The 18,870-nt window shown below is 39.0% G+C and carries 20 protein-coding genes, 3 tRNA genes, 1 pseudogene and 1 other annotated feature; of the genes and pseudogenes, 21 read left to right on the top strand and 3 right to left on the bottom strand.

Annotation, left to right across the window (positions count from 1 at the left end; translation table 11 throughout):
• Window positions 1-18: 18 nt before the first annotated feature.
• From bsdcttw_RS19715 to rlmB, 13 genes and pseudogenes are all read left to right on the top strand, one after another.
• Window positions 19-957, top strand: coding sequence for an ABC transporter permease (locus tag bsdcttw_RS19715; protein WP_185256512.1), 939 nt, complete (start codon window positions 19-21; stop codon window positions 955-957).
• Between the two features lie 12 nt (window positions 958-969).
• Complete coding sequence (locus tag bsdcttw_RS19710; protein WP_185256511.1) at window positions 970-1,848, top strand: carbohydrate ABC transporter permease; 879 nt, start codon at window positions 970-972, stop codon at window positions 1,846-1,848.
• Between the two features lie 92 nt (window positions 1,849-1,940).
• Window positions 1,941-3,329 carry a GH1 family beta-glucosidase gene (locus tag bsdcttw_RS19705; RefSeq protein ID WP_185256510.1) on the top strand — a complete coding sequence of 463 codons (1,389 nt, stop codon included), beginning with the start codon at window positions 1,941-1,943 and terminating at the stop codon, window positions 3,327-3,329.
• A 63-nt stretch (window positions 3,330-3,392) separates the two neighbouring features.
• Complete coding sequence (locus tag bsdcttw_RS19700) at window positions 3,393-3,911, top strand: cytidine deaminase (RefSeq protein ID WP_225903715.1); 519 nt, start codon at window positions 3,393-3,395, stop codon at window positions 3,909-3,911.
• 158 nt (window positions 3,912-4,069) lie between these two features.
• Window positions 4,070-6,094 (top strand): methyl-accepting chemotaxis protein, encoded by a 2,025-nt coding sequence (locus bsdcttw_RS19695; RefSeq protein ID WP_185256509.1) that lies wholly within the window; start codon window positions 4,070-4,072, stop codon window positions 6,092-6,094.
• A 69-nt stretch (window positions 6,095-6,163) separates the two neighbouring features.
• Window positions 6,164-6,236, top strand: a tRNA-Val gene (locus bsdcttw_RS19690).
• 63 nt (window positions 6,237-6,299) lie between these two features.
• A tRNA-Met gene (locus bsdcttw_RS19685) sits at window positions 6,300-6,373 on the top strand.
• A 98-nt stretch (window positions 6,374-6,471) separates the two neighbouring features.
• Window positions 6,472-7,038 carry a 2-C-methyl-D-erythritol 2,4-cyclodiphosphate synthase gene (ispF, locus tag bsdcttw_RS19680; protein WP_185256508.1) on the top strand — a complete coding sequence of 189 codons (567 nt, stop codon included), beginning with the start codon at window positions 6,472-6,474 and terminating at the stop codon, window positions 7,036-7,038.
• A 45-nt stretch (window positions 7,039-7,083) separates the two neighbouring features.
• Window positions 7,084-8,232: a GNAT family N-acetyltransferase gene (locus bsdcttw_RS19675; RefSeq protein WP_185256507.1), complete on the top strand. Its 1,149-nt coding sequence runs from the start codon at window positions 7,084-7,086 to the stop codon at window positions 8,230-8,232.
• Between the two features lie 49 nt (window positions 8,233-8,281).
• Window positions 8,282-8,499: a binding site (T-box leader), on the top strand.
• A gap of 121 nt (window positions 8,500-8,620) precedes the next feature.
• On the top strand, window positions 8,621-9,331 hold the full coding sequence (cysE, locus tag bsdcttw_RS19670; RefSeq protein ID WP_185256506.1) for a serine O-acetyltransferase: 711 nt from the start codon (window positions 8,621-8,623) through the stop codon (window positions 9,329-9,331).
• Between the two features lie 72 nt (window positions 9,332-9,403).
• Window positions 9,404-10,873, top strand: a complete 1,470-nt coding sequence (gene cysS, locus bsdcttw_RS19665; RefSeq protein ID WP_185256505.1) for a cysteine--tRNA ligase — start codon at window positions 9,404-9,406, stop codon at window positions 10,871-10,873.
• A pseudogene (locus tag bsdcttw_RS19660) lies at window positions 10,858-11,283 on the top strand (Mini-ribonuclease 3); the annotation flags it as partial. The gene cysS and the pseudogene bsdcttw_RS19660, both read left to right, overlap by 16 nt.
• Before the next feature lie 155 nt (window positions 11,284-11,438).
• A complete protein-coding gene (gene rlmB / locus bsdcttw_RS19655; RefSeq protein ID WP_185256503.1) occupies window positions 11,439-12,179 on the top strand; it encodes a 23S rRNA (guanosine(2251)-2'-O)-methyltransferase RlmB in 741 nt (246 codons plus the stop codon).
• A gap of 60 nt (window positions 12,180-12,239) precedes the next feature.
• Here rlmB and bsdcttw_RS19650 read toward each other — a convergent pair whose 3' ends face one another.
• Window positions 12,240-13,034: an EcsC family protein gene (locus bsdcttw_RS19650; protein WP_185256502.1), complete on the bottom strand. Its 795-nt coding sequence runs from the start codon at window positions 13,032-13,034 to the stop codon at window positions 12,240-12,242.
• 311 nt (window positions 13,035-13,345) lie between these two features.
• On the opposite strand from bsdcttw_RS19650, the gene bsdcttw_RS19645 reads away from it, so the two are divergent.
• From bsdcttw_RS19645 to bsdcttw_RS19635, 3 genes are all read left to right on the top strand, one after another.
• Complete coding sequence (locus tag bsdcttw_RS19645) at window positions 13,346-13,615, top strand: CD3324 family protein (RefSeq protein WP_185256501.1); 270 nt, start codon at window positions 13,346-13,348, stop codon at window positions 13,613-13,615.
• Between the two features lie 327 nt (window positions 13,616-13,942).
• Window positions 13,943-14,575 carry an RNA polymerase sporulation sigma factor SigH gene (gene sigH, locus bsdcttw_RS19640; RefSeq protein ID WP_185256500.1) on the top strand — a complete coding sequence of 211 codons (633 nt, stop codon included), beginning with the start codon at window positions 13,943-13,945 and terminating at the stop codon, window positions 14,573-14,575.
• 10 nt (window positions 14,576-14,585) lie between these two features.
• Window positions 14,586-14,658 (top strand) — tRNA-Thr (locus bsdcttw_RS19635).
• Between the two features lie 72 nt (window positions 14,659-14,730).
• Here the strand turns inward: bsdcttw_RS19635 and bsdcttw_RS19630 are convergent.
• Window positions 14,731-15,201 carry an ImmA/IrrE family metallo-endopeptidase gene (locus bsdcttw_RS19630; protein WP_185259886.1) on the bottom strand — a complete coding sequence of 157 codons (471 nt, stop codon included), beginning with the start codon at window positions 15,199-15,201 and terminating at the stop codon, window positions 14,731-14,733.
• 14 nt (window positions 15,202-15,215) lie between these two features.
• Window positions 15,216-15,530, bottom strand: coding sequence for a helix-turn-helix domain-containing protein (locus tag bsdcttw_RS19625; protein ID WP_185256499.1), 315 nt, complete (start codon window positions 15,528-15,530; stop codon window positions 15,216-15,218).
• Between the two features lie 376 nt (window positions 15,531-15,906).
• Here bsdcttw_RS19625 and bsdcttw_RS19620 point away from each other — a divergent pair, with 376 nt between their 5' ends.
• From bsdcttw_RS19620 to bsdcttw_RS19600, 5 genes are all read left to right on the top strand, one after another.
• Complete coding sequence (locus bsdcttw_RS19620) at window positions 15,907-16,296, top strand: sigma-70 family RNA polymerase sigma factor (RefSeq protein ID WP_185256498.1); 390 nt, start codon at window positions 15,907-15,909, stop codon at window positions 16,294-16,296.
• Between the two features lie 138 nt (window positions 16,297-16,434).
• Window positions 16,435-16,701: a head-tail connector protein gene (locus bsdcttw_RS19615; protein ID WP_185256497.1), complete on the top strand. Its 267-nt coding sequence runs from the start codon at window positions 16,435-16,437 to the stop codon at window positions 16,699-16,701.
• 24 nt (window positions 16,702-16,725) lie between these two features.
• Window positions 16,726-17,319, top strand: a complete 594-nt coding sequence (locus tag bsdcttw_RS19610; RefSeq protein WP_185256496.1) for a head-tail adaptor protein — start codon at window positions 16,726-16,728, stop codon at window positions 17,317-17,319.
• 31 nt (window positions 17,320-17,350) lie between these two features.
• Window positions 17,351-17,800, top strand: coding sequence for a phage tail terminator family protein (locus bsdcttw_RS19605; protein ID WP_185256495.1), 450 nt, complete (start codon window positions 17,351-17,353; stop codon window positions 17,798-17,800).
• Window positions 17,801-17,802: 2 nt separating this feature from the next.
• Window positions 17,803-18,867, top strand: a complete 1,065-nt coding sequence (locus bsdcttw_RS19600; RefSeq protein WP_185256494.1) for a phage tail sheath subtilisin-like domain-containing protein — start codon at window positions 17,803-17,805, stop codon at window positions 18,865-18,867.
• Window positions 18,868-18,870: the final 3 nt, after the last annotated feature.

The following is an 18,870-nucleotide window of genomic DNA, read 5'->3' as shown; positions in this document are numbered from 1 at the left end:
AAAGATAAAGGAGCCCACATGAAAAACCCCCACAGCAAAACAACATATAATCTCAGACAAATGAAAAAATTCCTGCCCTTTTATCTGATGATGCTCCCAGGAATTTTATATCTGGTAATCAATAATTATATTCCTATGTTTGGAATTGTGATGGCATTTAAAAAATTTGACTTTAAATTAGGAATGTTTAAAAGTCCTTCCATCGGCCTAAAGAACTTCGAATTCCTATTTGCTACGAAAGCAGCCTTTACAATAACCCGTAATACCTTAGCTTATAATGCCGTATTTATTCTACTTGGTACGATAGTATCCATAGCAGTGGCAATTCTGTTAAATGAAATCAGGTCGGACAAAGCGAAAAAGCTGTACCAGACGGTGATTCTGACCCCCTTTCTGATTTCAATTGTTGTAGTTAGCTATATTGTCTACGGATTTTTAAATACTCAGACAGGTTACATCAACCATGCCATACTGCCTCTTCTTGGAATGAAATCAATTTCCTGGTATTCGGAACCGAAATATTGGCCTTTTATTCTGGTCATTGTTCAACTCTGGAAAAGCTTCGGTTATAACTGCATTATCTATTATGCCACTATCGTGGGAATAGATAAAGGTTACTATGAAGCGGCTGTCATTGACGGGGCTGGACGTTTTCAGCAGATACGCTATATTACACTGCCGGGCTTAAAAGTTACCATAATAACATTGACCCTAATGGCAATTGGGCGTATTTTCTATTCGGATTTTGGTTTATTCTATCAGGTTCCTATGAACAGCGGGGTTTTGGTGGATGTTACGAATACTATTGATACTTATGTTTATAGAGGACTGACACAGTTAAACAATCTGGGTATGGCTGCTGCGGCAGGCTTTTACCAGTCTATAATAGGTTTTCTTCTGGTCCTTGGCGCCAATGGTATCGTGCGAAGACTCAGCAAGGAAAATGCATTGTTTTAAAGGAGATTACCAATGGTAGAAAAAAGCAAAACATTTCAAATAGTTTCTAACATAATAATGATATTATTATGCCTGTTCTGTGTTATTCCGATTGTACTGCTTATCAGCTCCTCCATTACGGCAGAGGATGTGCTGATGAAGGGCGGTTATCGTTTCCTTCCGGGAAAAATTGATCTGACCGCTTACAAATATCTTTTATTTGATACGGATTCCATTATCAGAGGATATGGAGTCTCTATCCTTGTCACCGTGGTAGGTACACTAGTAAACTTAAGTCTTACTACCTTATTGGCATACCCCTTATCAAAGAAGAATTTGCCGGGTCGGAATTTTATATCATTCTTTGTGTTCTTTACCATGCTCTTTAATGGAGGCCTGGTTCCTTCTTATATGATGTGGACTCAGACATTTCATATAAAGAACACCATATGGGCTTTAATTGTACCGAATCTGATGCTTGGTGCTTTTAATATTATCATGATGAGAGCTTATTTTACCACTAACATACCGGAGGAGGTTTTGGAAGCCGCGAAAGTGGATGGAGCAGGTGAGACCCGTATACTGCTGCGAATTGTACTTCCTATGTCACTTCCTATTCTTGCGACGCTTGTACTTTTGGTTGGCCTTGGTTATTGGAATGACTGGGTAAATGGTTTATACTATGTGAATAAAGATGAATTCTACAGCATTCAGGTTTTTCTAAATAAGATGCTTCAAAATATTGAAATGCTGAAAAAAGCCGCTGCAGCAGGTGCTGCCGCAGCACCCATGCCCTCTACCTCAATCCGTATGGCAGTAGCAGTTATTGGTGCTGTTCCGGTTCTTATTGTATATCCATTCTTCCAACGGTATTTTGTTAAGGGAATTGTTGTAGGTGCTGTGAAAGGCTGAGGATACCAAATGATGAGCTGCGGCTTAAGATTAAAAAGCCTTATTAGAAAGAACATCTGAATAGTTAATGAAATAGAAGGAGAGGCATAGATATGAGTTTTCCAAAGAATTTTCTCTGGGGTGCAGCTGCGGCAGCCTATCAGATTGAAGGTGGTGCATCAGAGGATGGCAGAGGACCCTCAATATGGGATGTTTACTGTCATGATAAGACCATTGACCCCAAAACAGGACGCAGCAATATTGATAACGGCGATACAGGGGATATAGCCTGCGACCACTATCACCGATACAAAGAAGATGTCGCCTTGATGAAGGAAATCGGATTAAAGGCTTACCGTTTATCGATCAGCTGGACACGTATATTGCCGGAGGGTAAGGGAAAAATCAACGAAAAAGGTCTGGAATTTTATGATAATCTGGTAGATGAACTTCTAGAAGCGGGTATTGAGCCTTATATTACCTTGTTTCATTGGGATTATCCTCAGGCACTCATGAAGTTAGGGGGGTGGTCCAATCCTGAAAGCGTTGATTGGTTTGTGGAATATGTAAAGATTGTGATTAATCGTCTTTCCGACCGTGTCACCCACTGGATAACCTTTAATGAACCCCAGTGCCATATAATAATCGGACATCTTTTAGGGGAATGTGCCCCGAAGTTAAAGCTTACCTACGAGGAAGTATTCCAGGCAATGCATCATTTGTTTTTAGCTCATGGAAAAGCAGTGCAGACCATACGAAAGTATACAAGAAAACCTTGTAAAGTAGGATATGCCCCTTGTGCCAGCGATGTATACCCGGTGACGGACAGCGAGGAAGATGTGGAGGCAGCAAGGAAAGCGGCTTTTGACGCTTCCGAAAGACATTTATGGAATACCAGCTGGTGGATAGATCCTGTAATTCTGGGAAAATATCCGGAAGAAGGGGTTAAGGCATTTGCAGAGCATTTTCCGAAAGCACTTTTAAAAAAGGAAGACCTAGAACAAATCTGTCAGCCTCTGGACTTTTTGGGGATTAACCTATATCGGGGAATTGGTATTCGGAGTTCAGAGGAAGGCTATGTGCGTGCAGATAATAAAATTGGCTATGACCGTACTGCCTTTAAATGGCCGGTTACTCCAAAGATTCTCCGTTATATGCCCAAATTTCTTTATGAAAGATATAAGATGCCAATCATTATAACCGAAAATGGACTCTCCATGGCTGACTGGGTAAGCCTTGATGGTAAGGTGCATGACCCGCAGCGGATAGATTTTATGAACCGCTACCTTTTGGAATTATCCAAAACCATAGAGGAAGGTATACCTGTAAACGGATATTTTGCCTGGTCTATTATGGATAACTTTGAGTGGTCACAGGGGTATGGAGAACGATTTGGTTTAATTCATGTTGATTTTGAAACACAACTCCGTACATTAAAAGATTCTGCTTATTGGTATCATAATATAATTACAACAAATGGAGAGTGCCTGCAAGGATTGTAAGATTTATGCTTTTGTGGTATAATATACGGTACACTATAAAAATATGTACTGGGAGATGATTTCATGGATGAGCATAATGATCGAAAAGAAATGAATGAACTTGCATGCAGGCATGAAGGAGCACTAATCCCATCCGGTAAAAGGGAAATAACAGGCAGTATTAATCCGGACACCTGCAGAGCACTGATAAGAGAGGCAATTGACAGCCTGAATTATTCTTATACGCCTTATTCAGGATTTAAAGTAGGAGCTGCCTTATTAAGCAAAAGTCATAAAATTTATAAGGGCTGCAATATTGAAAATGCTTCTTTTACACCTACTAATTGTGCGGAGAGAACAGCCTTCTTTAAGGCAGTCAGTGAGGGTGAGAAAGAATTTTTAGCGATAGCAATTGTAGGCGGCAAGGATGGTATCCTGTCAGATTATTGTTCTCCCTGTGGAGTATGCAGGCAGGTGATGATGGAATTTTGCAATCCGAAGAATTTTCTAATTATCCTTGCGAAATCAGAGTTTGATTATTGGATTTATACACTGGAGGAACTTCTGCCTTTGGGATTTGGACCTTCTAATTTAAATGCATAGTACAAGAACCTAAGTACCTTGGCAATGGTTGAAATTGCCAGGGTATTTTTTTAATTTATTATAAAAAATATGTCGATAAATGATGAAAATAAACTTGACTATTTATTTTCATATCACTACAATAATTAAAAAATGTTTTAGCGGAGGGGCAGGAAATTATGAGAGGTAAAAGCAAAAAGAAGAGTTTGGGAACAAAAGGCCGAATGATATTTATTCTTATTCCAGTAGTGGCATTATCCATAGCAGGCCTATTGATAATTACCTTTATGACGGCCAGAAATATTATTCTGGACTATGGTAGCAATATTGTTAAATATCAGGCGGAAGCCAATGTAAAAGAGGTTGAACTCTGGTCAGGACAGATTGTCAGCAGCTTAACAGAAATAAAGAATACACTTGATTTTAAGCAAATGGATGATGCGGAAACGGTAAGTTATCTGGCTACAACAAAGGACAGGAATCCAAATGTGCCTTTAGGGGTATATATAGGGTCAAGTGATAATAAATTGCTGAACTCATTTGATTTTACCCCCGGTGCTGATTATGTGGTAGCAGACAGGGATTGGTATAAGGAAGGGGAACAAAGGGATAATTTTGCTTTTGGAGCACCTTACACAGATGCCAATACCGGAGAGTACTGTATTACGGCTTCGGCAAAATTGGCCTCTAAAGACGGAATTACAAGAGTAGCAGCTGCAGATGTATACTTAAGCGAAATTACAAAGGAAGTAGCAGGAATGAAGGTGCTTCATTCCGGAGCTTCCATGTTGATCGATAAAACAGAAGGTGTAATACTTGGGTATAAGGACAAGGATTTGATCTCAAAGAAACTGGATGCCGGTTCAGATAACGCGCTGGTAGCCGGAATAGCGAAGGAACTGGCAAAAAGCAGTAAGAGTGTCTTTACCTTAAAGGATAAGAATGAATCCTATCTTGGCAATATCACAGCGATAGAAGGAACCAGTTGGGTTCTGGCTTCTTATGTACCAAGAAGCGAAGTGCTCTCAGCCATTAACCAACTTATCATAATAGTGGTAATCGGCTCAATTATGGCAATTTTACTGATAGCGTTCATAATAGAAAGAGTACTCCATTTTGTTATTGTACCAATTAAGAAGGTTACCGGTACCCTCGAAGAGATTACCAAAGGTAATTTTGGAATACAGGTAGAAGTAAAGGGAACGAATGAAGTTGCGGTAATGACGGAAGGACTGCAGAAATTTATCGGTACTATGGTGCTTATCATACAGCAATTTAATGAACTGATAAATAAGTTGAATGACCAGGCGGAAAGCAGCAGTGAAGCCGCCGAGAACCTGACAAATACAGCAAAGGTTCAATCCAGCTCCATGAAGGAGCTGAATCTGACGGTGGATGAACTGGCAAAGTCCATTGGAGAAGTGGCAGAAAGTGCATCCTCTCTGGCACTGGTAGTATCAAAAGCAGATTCCATCAGCAGTGATGCCGGAAGAAAGATGAAACAGACTGTAACATTATCAGAAGAAGGCAAGCAAAAGATTGATAAAGTCAATCTGTATGTACAGGATGTTGAAAAAGTTATATATAATCTGGAAGAAGCCGTAGGTGATGTTGGGAAGTCTACAAAGGAAATTAACGAAATTGTGCATCTGATTGGTGAAATAGCAACCCAGACCAACCTTTTATCTTTAAATGCTGCTATTGAAGCTGCAAGAGCCGGTGAAGCAGGAAGAGGTTTTGCCGTGGTAGCCGAGGAAATCAGAAAGTTAGCAGAGACAAGCTCTGAAGCAGTAAACAGGATATCCGGTAATATCGGAAGGATTAATGTACTTGTAGATGGAACCATCCAAAAAACCCAGGAAAGTGTAGTAAGTATTAAAAACAGCTCCGATTTGATCAAAGAGACCAGTTCGGCCTTTGAAGATATCTATAAAGCAGTTAGTGAAACAGATACCCTTGTAATGGAGTTAGGGGAAAGTGTAAAAGAGGTGGATCAGGTAGCGGTATCTGTTGCAGCAATTACCCAGGAGCAATCCGCAGGAGCGGAAGAGATACTGGCAACTTCTGCAGAACTTTTGTCAGCTGCCAATGAAGTGGCTGCTGTCAGTGAAACAGTGGGTGAAGATGCTTCGAATCTTGCGCTTACTGCCGCTGATTTGGAGAATAAGCTGCAATTTTTCAAACTTTCGGAACAAAACCAATAAAAAACACTTGACAAAAAAGCATTTCATAAATATAATATAAAAGTACCTGTTGAGAGACAAGTACTTAATGGGATCTTAGCTCAGCTGGGAGAGCATCTGCCTTACAAGCAGAGGGTCATAGGTTCGAGCCCTATAGGTCCCATTTTTATGAAATAGCAAAGAAAAGTTTTATTTGTTTTAAAACCCAATGTATTTGCTTATATATGGCGAAGTAGCTCAGTTGGCTAGAGCATGCGGTTCATACCCGCAGTGTCGGCGGTTCAAATCCGTCCTTCGCTATTAGAAAGATTGTCTTACCGACAGTCTTTTTTTGTAATATAAATTTTTATAAAAGGAGTGGTGGCGGTTCTGCAATAGGAGTACCGCCGGTGATATAGATGAGAATAGGTTCAGGATATGACGTGCATAAGCTGGTAGAAGGCCGGGAATTAATTATCGGAGGAGTTACAATTCCTTATGAGAAAGGGTTGCTTGGGCATTCTGACGCAGATGTGTTAACCCATGCCATCATGGACAGTCTGCTCGGTGCGGCAGCTCTGGGAGACATTGGGCAACATTTCCCGGATACGGATGAGAAATACAAGGGAGCCTCCAGCCTGGTCTTGCTGGAAAGAGTAAAGCAACTTTTAGAAGAGAATTTTTATCTGGTTGAGAATATCGATGCTACTATAATAGCCCAGAAGCCCAAAATGGCGCCTTTTATACCGACTATGAGAGAGAATATCGCACGAGTGCTAGGAATAGAATTGAATCAGATTAATATAAAGGCAACCACGGAAGAAGGGCTTGGATTTACAGGAGAAGGACTTGGAATATCTGCTAATTCCGTTTGCCTTTTAACAAGTGCTGCCGATTACCGATATGATGACCGCAGCTATTCTTATCCGGAAAAGGCAGGCGGCTGCTCCGGCTGCAGCGGCTGTTCTATCAAAAATAACGGATAAAAGACCGGCTTTTTACAGTAGAAAAGGAAGGTGACAAGATACAGTATGGAATATGTGATATATACTTCTCTGGAGGAAGCTAAGGAAAATGGAAAAGAAAATGTCAGAGAGGATGTGTACCAGCTCTGGCAGGATTGTTTTGGAGATACGGAGGCTTATACGGATTTTTACTTTCAGTGGGTAGTTCCCTACAACCGTATTTTTACATTATACAAGGAAGATAAACTGTGTTCCATGCTGCATCTTAACCCTTATACTCTGGTTCTTAAGGGAAGAGAAGTTAAGGCGGATTATATTGTAGGCGTTGCTACCAGACAGGATGAGAGAAAAAAAGGGTACATGGGGTTATTGTTAGACAGAGCTTTTCAGTGTATGTACGAAGAAGAGAAGCCTCTTTCGTATCTTATGCCGGCTGCGGATGCTATCTATTATCCATACGATTTTCGTAAAGTATACCTTATCAGGAAATGGGTAGCAGAGATGAAAGAAACTGCCCAGGCACTAAATTCATGGGATACCGGCAGTAAGATATTAGAACTTACTGCTTCAGACAGTAATAACCGTAAGCTGCTGGCGGAATTTACAGAACGTATACTAAAAGAAAATTATGATATCTATGCGATAAGAAGCCGTAAGTATTATGAGAAGCTTCTAGAAGAGATGCGAAGTACAGGCGGAGGCATTTCTCTGGTATTTAAGGGAGATACTATAATAGGGTATGCAGCATACATGTTAGATGATGGCTTTAATTTGGAAGAATGCATTTATGAGCCTGCTTACAAAAAGGAAGTGCTCACAGAGCTGTACCGAAAATTCTCATCTTATCTGAAAGAAAAGAATACTGGCTTTGAACCTTCTATTATGGTAAGAATTATTAATCTGAAAGCCTTTTTAAATTGCTTAAATGCCAATAAGGATATCCATTTGGTAATAGAAGCTGTGGATGAGAGAATTGCAGACAATAACGGTGTATTCTGTATTGTGGTTGAGAAAGATAAGACTTGGGTTACAAAGACAACAACTGAGCTTCCTATGATTAAGGGGGATATTGCTGCACTTGCTATGTTGTTTTTCGGAAAGCTGAAGAAAGAAGAAATAATAGAATTGATTCTTTCAGAGGATAAAGAAAATATATTGGCTGTACTTACAGAGCTTCGGCTTGGCGAGCAGATATTTATCAATGAGATTGTATGATTATAATTGACATTTTCACAATCTTTGCATAGAATAAAGAAAAGAATAGATAAAAGCTATGAACAGAAAAGTAATCCATAAGAGGGCAGCAGAGAGAGGATGTCACCGGCTGCAAGCATCCTTTACCCGAATATTGATGAAGTGCATCTGGGAGCTGATTAAGTGAGACGAAGAGTTTAGCTTAATCCGGTCAGGGCCGTTAGCCTTTAAGTGTGCAGGTGATTTCTGCATAGTAGAGTGGAACCGCGGAGTAACTTCGTCTCTAATTGAGACGGAGTTTTTTTATTGCTTTCAGGACGGATATTATTTGCGCGATTACTTATTATACAAATTATAGTGGTGTGCCTGGGTTTTAAAACGCAGGTATCGGAAAGGGCTTAGGTATATTATGGGAATCATAAAATATATAAAAGGGGAAATTGAAATCATAAGAGAGCGGGATCCGGCTATTAAATCTGCTTGGGAAATATTTTTATACCCAAGCTTTAAGGCAATCCTTAGATACCGGGTGGCACACAAACTCTATCTGAAAAAACATTATTTTCTTGCCAGGTGGCTCTCACAAAGGACAGTCAGAAAGACCGGGATTGAGATTCATCCGGGAGCAACTATCGGTAAGGGCCTGTTTATCGATCATGGTCACGGAGTTGTAATCGGTGAAACAGCAATTGTAGGTGATAATGTAACACTCTATCAGGGGGTAACTCTTGGAGGAACCGGTAAAGAAAGCGGTAAAAGGCATCCGACAGTCGGCAATAATGTGATGATCAGTGCCGGTGCTAAGATTCTTGGTTCCTTTACAGTAGGGGAAAATTCTAAGATTGGAGCCGGTTCGGTGGTACTATCGGAGGTTCCGCCTAATTCTACAGTGGTTGGAGTTCCAGGCCATGTGGTAAAGCGGGATAATATGAAAATACCCAGAGAGGACATGGACCAGGTACATTTTCCTGATCCTGTATTTACAGAACTTTTAAGCCTGAGAGCTGAAAATAACCGTTTGACAGAGGAAATTAAAAAGCTTCAATACGAGTTTAAGCTGAAAGAAGCATTAAGTAACAGGCCGTCTGAAGAAATTTCTTTCGACAACAGCATGCTTTAATAGTAAAATAAGATAAATAATAACTATACAGTAAGGAATACCCTTAGACAGGTATTCAGGAAAGAGGTTACAATGAAGATTTATAATACCCTTACAAAGAAAAAAGAAGAATTTATTCCTTTGGAAGAGGGCAAGGTAAAGATGTATGTCTGCGGACCTACAGTATATAATTACATTCATATTGGTAATGCAAGGCCAATCATTGTGTTTGATACGGTAAGGCGTTATTTGGAATATAAGGGTTATGACGTAAATTTTGTTTCCAACTTTACGGACGTAGATGATAAGATTATCAAGAAAGCTATTGAAGAAGGAGTAAGCGCATCAGATATATCTGAGCGCTATATAGGTGAGTATAAAAAAGACGTGGAAGGGTTAAATGTAGAACCCGCTACTTTTAATCCGAAGGCTACGGAAGAAATAGAGGGAATGATTGAGATGATTTCCACTCTGATTCAGAAAGGCCATGCCTATGAGAAGAATGGTACGGTTTATTTCCGTACCAGAAGTTTTACTGAGTACGGAAAGCTCTCCAAGAAAAACATTGATGATCTGGAGGCAGGAATCCGTATTGCCGTGAGTGAAGAAAAAGAAGACCCCATGGATTTCGTATTATGGAAACCTAAGAAAGACGGCGAGCCTTTCTGGGAATCACCCTGGAGTGAAGGAAGACCCGGCTGGCATATTGAATGCTCTGTCATGAGCAAGAAATACTTAGGCGAAGCAATTGATATACATGCCGGCGGAGAAGACCTGATCTTCCCTCACCATGAGAATGAAATCGCACAGAGCGAAGCCTGCAACGGAAAAGAATTCGCAAAATATTGGATGCATAACGGCTTCTTAAACATTGATAATAAGAAGATGTCTAAATCCACCGGGAATTTCTTTACCGTAAGAGAAATCAGTGAGAGCTATGACCTTTCCGTATTGCGCTTCTTCATGCTGAGCGCCCATTACAGAAGCCCTATTAATTTCAGCAGAGATTTGATGGAAGCCTCTAAGAATGCCTTGGATAGAATTCAGACGGCAGCCGGACACCTGACCAGTCTTCTAGAAGCGAAAAGCCAGGCTAGCGGTCAGGCAATCCTGTCTGCTGAAGCTGAATGTGAGATGGTAAGCGGTCTTGAGGTGGATAAGAAGCATTCTATCTCCAAGGACGAAGAAGAAATATTAAAAGAGGCAGCTAAGTTCCAGGAGAAATTTGAAGCTGCCATGGATGATGATTTTAATACGGCGGATGCTATTTCTGCAATTTTTGAATTAGTAAAGCTCTCAAATACAAATGGAACAGCCGAATCTTCTCCTGCTTTATTACAGGAATTATTAAAACTTATGACATCCCTTTGTGAGGTTCTCGGCATTAAAGCAATTAAGAAAGATGAACTGTTAGACGAAGAGATTGAAGGGCTTATCAAAGAGCGTCAGGAAGCGAGAAAGCAAAAAGACTTTAAGAAATCTGATGAAATCAGAGATTTATTACTTGAGAAGGGCATTGTATTAGAGGATACAAGAGAAGGTGTTCGATGGAAAAGGGCTTAGAAGAGGGGTTAATCCGCTTAATAAAAGATGCATTTGCTCTGCCGGATACGGATTTAAAGACGTATTCTCCCTTGACGCTTGCATATATAGGAGATGTAGTGTACGATTTGATTATCCGTACACTGGTGGTAGAGCAGGGAAATGCACCGGTTAACAAGCTTCATAAAAGGGTAAGCAGTATGGTAAAGGCATCTGCCCAGATGGAGCTTTATCATGGCATTGAGGACATGCTTACAGAGGAGGAGCTTTCTATCTATAAAAGAGGACGTAATGCGAAGTCTTTTACCACAGCTAAGAATGCAACTATTACGGAATACCGTTCTGCAACGGGCTTAGAAGCCTTAATGGGATATCTGTATCTGGATAATCGGCTGGATAGAGTCCTTGAACTTATGAAAGCCGGCCTTGAAAGAAGAAGTGCGGCAGCAAGTGTTACTCCAAAGGAAAATGCTACAAAGTCAAATGAAATGAAAAAAGAGCAAGAAGAAAAGAAGTGCGATTTATCTGAGACACTTCAAGAAGAGGATGATACTGAAATATTAATAGAATCGGAAAAGGAGTTAGAATGAGATACGAAGAACTTACTATAGAGGGCCGTAATGCGGTATTGGAAGCATTCCGTTCAGGAAAGACGATAGACAGGCTTTTTGTTCTGGACGGTTGTCAGGATGGACCTATAAAATCAATCTTAAGAGAAGCAAAGAAGGGTGATACTATCATCAACTTTGTAAAGAAAGAAAGACTTGACCAGCTTTCAGAAACCGGAAAACACCAGGGAGTCATGGCATATGCGGCTGCTTATGAATATGCAGAGGTAGAAGATATCTTAAAAGCGGCAGAAGAAAAAGGAGAACCTCCTTTTATTATTCTGCTGGATGGGATTGAAGACCCCCATAATCTGGGAGCAATTCTTCGTACTGCCAATCAGGCCGGTGCTCATGGAATCATCATTCCTAAGCGAAGAGCAGTAGGTCTGACGGCTACCGTGGCTAAAACCTCTGCCGGTGCCATTAATTATACCCCGGTGGCAAAGGTTACTAATCTGGTGGCTACCATTGAGGAATTAAAAGAAAAGGGACTTTGGTTTGTGTGTGCTGATATGGAAGGTGAAATCATGTACAAACAAAACTTGAAAGGTCCGATCGGACTGGTAATTGGCAGTGAGGGAGAAGGCGTCGGAAGGCTGATTAAGGAAAAATGTGATTATATGGCTAAGATACCGATGTTTGGAAATATCGATTCCCTGAATGCATCCGTTGCTATGGGAATACTTTCCTACGAGATTGTAAGACAAAGATTAGGATAAGGACATAAAGTGATAAAAAGAGGGCATATGGTTACCGATACCATATGCCCTCTTTTATTGTTATTCATTTATTTTCTTTAGTAAATAGCGCTTTTTATATTTCACTCTTGCATAGGCTGTAATTTTCCGAATATAACTGTGATTTACAAGCCCTCCGACAACACCGATAAGCGGCATGCCTTGAATGAATTTGGCGGTAAGAAGAGCCTCAGAAAAGCAGGAGGAGGCGTTTTTCATTTCTTCCTTCACATCCAGAGAAGGATGAATACCAGAATCAATCTGAGCTGCTATTTCATCTAATTTACTATTAAGCTCTACTTTCTTTGCGCCTGATGTAAGGGCAGCCTGCAGCAGTATACAGATAAACGCTTTCTCTTCCTCCTTCTCATAAGAGAAGCCGTAACTTAAAGCAACTTCATTCATAGACTTTATAATTAAAGCCAGAAAGAGAGGAATATCCGGAAGACCGATACCAAGAACACCTAATACACTGCCCTCAACTGCTGAAAAAGTTGAATTGAACCGGCTGGACAGGGCAGCAGGTTTATCCAGATCTTTTAAATGCTTTTTAGTAGTTTTTCTTTTTACAGCCAAGTTATTGATATCGTAGTCTACTAAAATCCTGTCTTTGTTGTAGGTCTTCTCAATGACATCGATGCCTTTGTCATAGATCAACTCAAATGCTTTAAAAAAAGCTTTATCCAGAGTACCTTTTAAAGTTGTGGGAATTTTATCTCTTACTTTATCCAGCAAAGGATTGATAGTTGTATTAAAATAAGAATTATCTTTTGCCAGAAGGAGATTACTTTCTTTCGTTTCTATTTCCTTTAGTTGTTCTTCCAAGATTTTTTTCATATTGAAATCCTTTCTATTATTAGAGTTGAAGGAGCTTTTGCTTATCTATTGTAAATATATGATGATAAATCATTTGTACTGACAGAAATATTGATGTGTTAGGATATGTTTTCTGATAGTTATTATGAATTATATAATATTTGAGTAAAAGCTTCAATGAAAAACACAAAAAACTGGAAATCTGTTTTTAACTGTGTTATACTGGTCATGGTAAAAATTTATTTTATTAATATTCATAAGGAGGTGGCTATACATGAGAAGCTTTGTAAATCGTAATGTTAATAGTGTTAATGTAATGGAGGGAATGCTGTTTGACGTACAAAAAAGGAGCAGATGTATTGCCGGACCAACTATTAAAGGAAGTTCAGCAATATGCTGAAGGATGCCTTGTATACATTCCGAAAAAGGGTGACAAGGTAGGATGGGGACACATAAGTGGTTCCCGGGATTGGATTGACAGAAGAAATGAAGAGATTGCCTGCTTATTTATGCAGGGAGAACCGGTTAAGAATTTATCGGAGGAATATCATTTAAGTGAGGATACCATTAGAAAAATTATATATAAGAAAAATCAGATATAATCATTCTTACCCTGGTATTGAGATGGAGGCTATGAGATAATACAGTTGACCGGTCGATTCCAAGAGGAAAGGGGATGGTTGTATTGTATCAAAAATTAGAGGTGTTTAAACTCTAAGGAGTAAGAAGGCATTGCTTGAGTAATCAGGCAGTGCCTTTTTCACGGAGGTTGATTTTAGAAGTTTTGTATCCGGCAATAAGAGCAGACCTCTATTTCCTTCGGTTAGCTATTCCGGCAGGTTGCTAATTCCTGAATCCTGTGCTACACTGGTGTAAAGTTGCTTCATAAACGAATTTAGACATTTTAAAAACCAGGGGGTTAAAAATAAATGCCTGATATAAAATTGGATCGAAAGAGTGATGATGAAATCATAGCTTTGATCCGCGGAGGGGATTCCTATGCAATGGATTATATGCTTACCAAATATAAAAACCTTGTTAAAAATAAAGCCAAGGCTCTATTTTTAATTGGAGGGGATAAGGAAGATTTAATCCAGGAAGGCATGATTGGCTTATACAAAGCAATAAGGGACTACGGTACAGAAAAGGACAGTAGTTTTTACAGCTTTGCTGACCTTTGCATCTCCAGACAGATGTACTCAGCCATAAAAGCATCCAATCGAAAGAAGAATATTCCATTAAATACATATGTGTCTCTCTATACACCGGCATACAGTGAAAATGCTGATTTTGAGGAAAAAGAGACTTTAGCTGATGTCGTAATTCAGAATAAAATTTCAAATCCTGAAGAATTAGTTATTGACAAAGAGAGTACAAGTATGTTAGAATATGAACTCGTAAGGCATTTAAGTCAGTTTGAAAAAACAGTTTTGGATTTATATCTGCATGATTATTCTTATCTTCAAATAGCAGACAAATTAAAGAAAGAACCAAAGTCAATCGATAATGCATTGCAACGAATTCGTTTGAAATTGAATACAGTTTTAAAGGAATTATATTAAAAAAGTAAATGCCCCCGTAGCTCAGTCGGTAGAGCGTTACCTTGGTAAGGTAAAGGTCTCGAGTTCAAGTCTCGTCGGGAGCTTAGAAAAAAGTTCCAACCAAATGGTTGGAACTTTTTTATGTATTAATATACCATTTATTTGGAGTACAGAAGTCATATCATTTTAAACAAAGTCAGAAATGGCTCAAAGAAAATTACATAATGATCGATCTCTATATACTCCCCATATTTATGCTTATAACATATTAAAGCTTCACATAGGAAGTCTTCTGTTACATTCAGATATTCCGCCATTTCGTATAAGCTTGTACAACCATTTTCATAAGCTTTCACTATACCGATTAACCCAATTCTTTTATTATAAGCCAGTAAGCGGGCCTTATATTCCTGTTTACGGTTCATGATATCTGCTTGATTTGTTATATCACCATAGGTTAGGTGATAATGTCCCAGCTCCTCCGCCAGTATACAGGATTTCTCTTTCAATGACAAGATTGATTTACTTAAAGCAATAACGTTATCACTATATAAACCTTTAATACGAGGGCTTTTAAAATAGTATCTTTCAATAATTTCAACGCCGCAATCATATACCTCTTGTTCTAATTCCTCATCGTATGTCAAAATTCTCATTCCCCTTATTTACGTCTGTTTTTAACGAATTCAGCGAATTGCTTAATCTCTTCCAGTTCATCCTCTGTGAATTTATCTCCCTCAAAGTGAGCTGCAATTGTAAGCGGTTTTTCAGCCGCATCTTCCCAACTATAAATTTGATTAGGAGATATATTAAAAATGAGGCAAATCTCTTCAATCGTATCCGCGTCCGGTTTATTATCTCCACGTTCCCAGTTGGAAATCACATTCTTGGATTTACCTAAACGGGTCGCAAGTTCTTCTTGTGTAAACTTAGCTTGGATTCGAAACCTTTTAATATTTTCTCCAATTGTATTCATAAGTACCCTCCAAATTCATTATACCATAATTGTACAGCTATTCTGTGCTTTTGTAAAGATAAAAGTACAGAAATAATGAACTTAAACATTGACAGTACAGATTAACTGTGATATATTCAAAGAGTACAGAATATCTGTATATTATATTTCAAAGCTCATAAACTCTGGCAACTGTTTAAAAAGATTTGAATTTAACAAGCTAGAGTGAGTTTTGTTTAATACCAAAAACGAATAGAAGTAAGCTTTGTGATAGCTTTTTAGAGGCAGCAGAGAAGAAACTACGAAAAGATTGCCAGAACTATAAAATGAAGTAGATAGACCTTGGCAGGATAATGAATTTTATAAAAAGTTAAAGAAATTATAAGGAGGTGATTATTTGACAGAGAGGGAATTAGGCCAGTATAAGGCTATTAGGAGTGAGATTGCAGACTTAAAGCGCCGTATTGAGGAAACAAAGAGGTTAGATAAGACTTTTCAGATTGCAGGCACAGATCCTGCAGAGGCAGCACAGAGACAGGAGAAGGTGTTAGACCTGTTACGGCAACGTGAAACACAAAAGGACGAACTAGTTGAAATGCAAAGAGAAATGGAAGATTACATCAATAAGATACCGGATAGTTTGACGCGGGTAATATTTAGAATGTATTTCTTTGACGGGTTAAATCAACTGGAGATTGGACGAAAGACAGGCTATGACCAAGGTACTGTTTCACGTAAGATCAAAAGTTATTTCAAGTTGCATAGCATGCATACCGTAACCTGTTAAAATCAGAACATGGAACTCTGTACAGAGAGACTTCCGGCAGCAGAAGCAAAAGCTGTAGCTGATGAAGGAAAAACCATACAAATTAATAGTGTTATTTTTTGCCGAGGTCTGGAACCTTGGTGATTTAAGGGGGAATCTATGGAGAAAGAAGAACTGAAACTGTATTTGAGGGTAGATGGTTCTGAGGAGGACAGTTTAATCACAGCATTACAAATGTCAGCGGAAGAATACCTTACAAAGGAAGGTATTAACAAGGACTATACCAAAGAGTTATATAAACTTGCTATCAAGCTTTTAGTTGTTCAATGGTACGAATATAGGGCAGTAGTGCTATTTGAAAATAATTGTATGCATCAGCTTCCATATAACTTAGATGCAATCATTACACAACTAAAGAAAGTGTAATGAACAAAGAATCGAGGCGATTAAATGAATCCAGGTGAGCTAAAGGAAAAAATTTCTATCCTGTCACTTAATCAGACAGCCACGGCCTACTCATGGGAATTAACCTCTGATAGCTGGGGAAAGGTTGAGCAGTTAAGAAGTTGTAACAGATTTAAAAAATCAGGGTCGGACGTAAAGTTACTAAGGTTTACTTTACGAAAGAGAGATGATTTAACCCTGCATAAAGCTTTTTTATGGAGGGGAATGCACTGCCATCTATTAGATATCCAGGAAGAGGGATGGAGTTATTATAAGGTATATGCTGCACTGAGAGAGCCTTTATCTTGCAGTGTGGAACAAAGGGGAGAACCAAAGCTAAATATGCTTAACAGACCGGTTTATGATAACGGTACAAAGATAACTTTTCCTGGATACCTTATGGAAGAATCTCTTGAAATTACGCAGGCTATTCCAATGAGTTACAGGGAATCAAAATATAGATTGATTACACCCAAATCTATCATATTACAGCCGGGGGACTTAGTAACTGTAAATGATATTACTTATAGAATGATTCTTCCTCATACCTTGCATGAATACAAAAATGAGTATGAAATCATGGTAAAGGAGGAGCTCTAACGAAAGTAAAGGTAAAATCGGAGGAACTTAAATGGTCAGACAAGCAGATATTGTAACTGCTATAAATACTCTCTTAATAAAGGCATATCCGGCTTTTGCCGTTTACCTTCAGCCCTGCCCGAAAGATTTCCTGAGGCCGTCCTTCTTAATAGAACTAATAAAAAGCAGTCAGGTTGATTTATGTCGGACGAGTATTGAAAAGACGGTAAATTATAAAATTACATGTTATACAGGGATAGACCAATATAATCGTTCAGATCCCGAAGAACTTGCTATCATACAGCAGCAGGTTCTGGAGATTTTTGGTCAGGGTTATGTTACTGTCGGTGAAAGAGCATTAAAAGTGAAGGAATGCACAGGCACAATGGAGACGGATAAGTCCTTCATTGAACTGCAATTAGAATATGTTGATAACAGAACCGATGAGGTGGAACAGATACCTATGGCAGCATCGGTTACCACAAAAATACAGGAGGTATAATTATGAAATTACCAAATATTAATATTGTTTTCACAACCCAGGCATCCAGTGCAATTGCACGTTCTGAAAAAGGAATTGTAGCACTGATACTAAGAGATGCCAAAGAAAACGGAGGTCATGTGCTAACTGGCATCACACAGATTCCGGAAGGACTTGGACTTGCAAACCAGAACTACATAAAAAGGGCTTTTCTCGGTTATGTGAATCCGCCTAAAAAAATAATTCTGTATGTTTTACCAGCAGGAGCTGCAGATCTTTCAGAAGCACTTACCTATCTGGAAACACAGACTTTTGATTACCTTGCAGGTCCAGCTGATATTTCAGCAGCTGAAAGTGGTGAGATTGTAACTTGGATTAAAGCCCAGAATAATCTTGGATTTACACCAAAGGCAGTACTTCCAAATACTGCAGGGGACAATGAAATGATTATTAATTTTACAACAGAGAATATATCAGCAGGAGGGGTAACCTATACGGCAGCAGAATATTGTTCCAGAATTGCGGGACTATTAGCAGGTACACCTATGACTATATCCTGTACCTATGCCCAACTTCCGGAGGTTACAGATGTTGAAGGATTAACAAAAGATGAGATGGATGAAGCAATTGACAAAGGTAAATTCATTCTTCTTTATGACGGGGAAAAAGTGAAAGTCGGCCGCGGCGTAAACTCTCTTCAGACCCAGACACCCAGTAAAGGGGAAGCTTTCAAGAAAATTAAGATAGTTGAAATTGTAAACACTATTCATAATGACATTAGAAAAACAGTTGATGATAATTACATCGGTAAATATGCAAACAGCTATGATAATAAATGCTTGCTTATAACTGCTATTAAAGGCTATTTTGTTGAGCTGGAGAACAGCGGTATTCTGGAGGCCGGAACAAGTCTTGTTGATATCGATCTTGATGCGCAGAAGGAATATTTACAGAGTATTGGTAAAGATATTTCTCTTATGAAAGAGCAGGATATTAAGATGGCTGCAACCGGTGACAAAGTATTTTTAAAAGCAACTATTTCAATTCTTGATGCAATCGAAGACATCAATCTTACTATTACAATTTAAGGA

Origin of the sequence: Anaerocolumna chitinilytica (genome assembly GCF_014218355.1) — a bacterium.
Taxonomy (GTDB): domain Bacteria; phylum Bacillota; class Clostridia; order Lachnospirales; family Lachnospiraceae; genus Anaerocolumna; species Anaerocolumna chitinilytica.
This window is presented reverse-complemented; position numbering and strand designations above follow the sequence as displayed.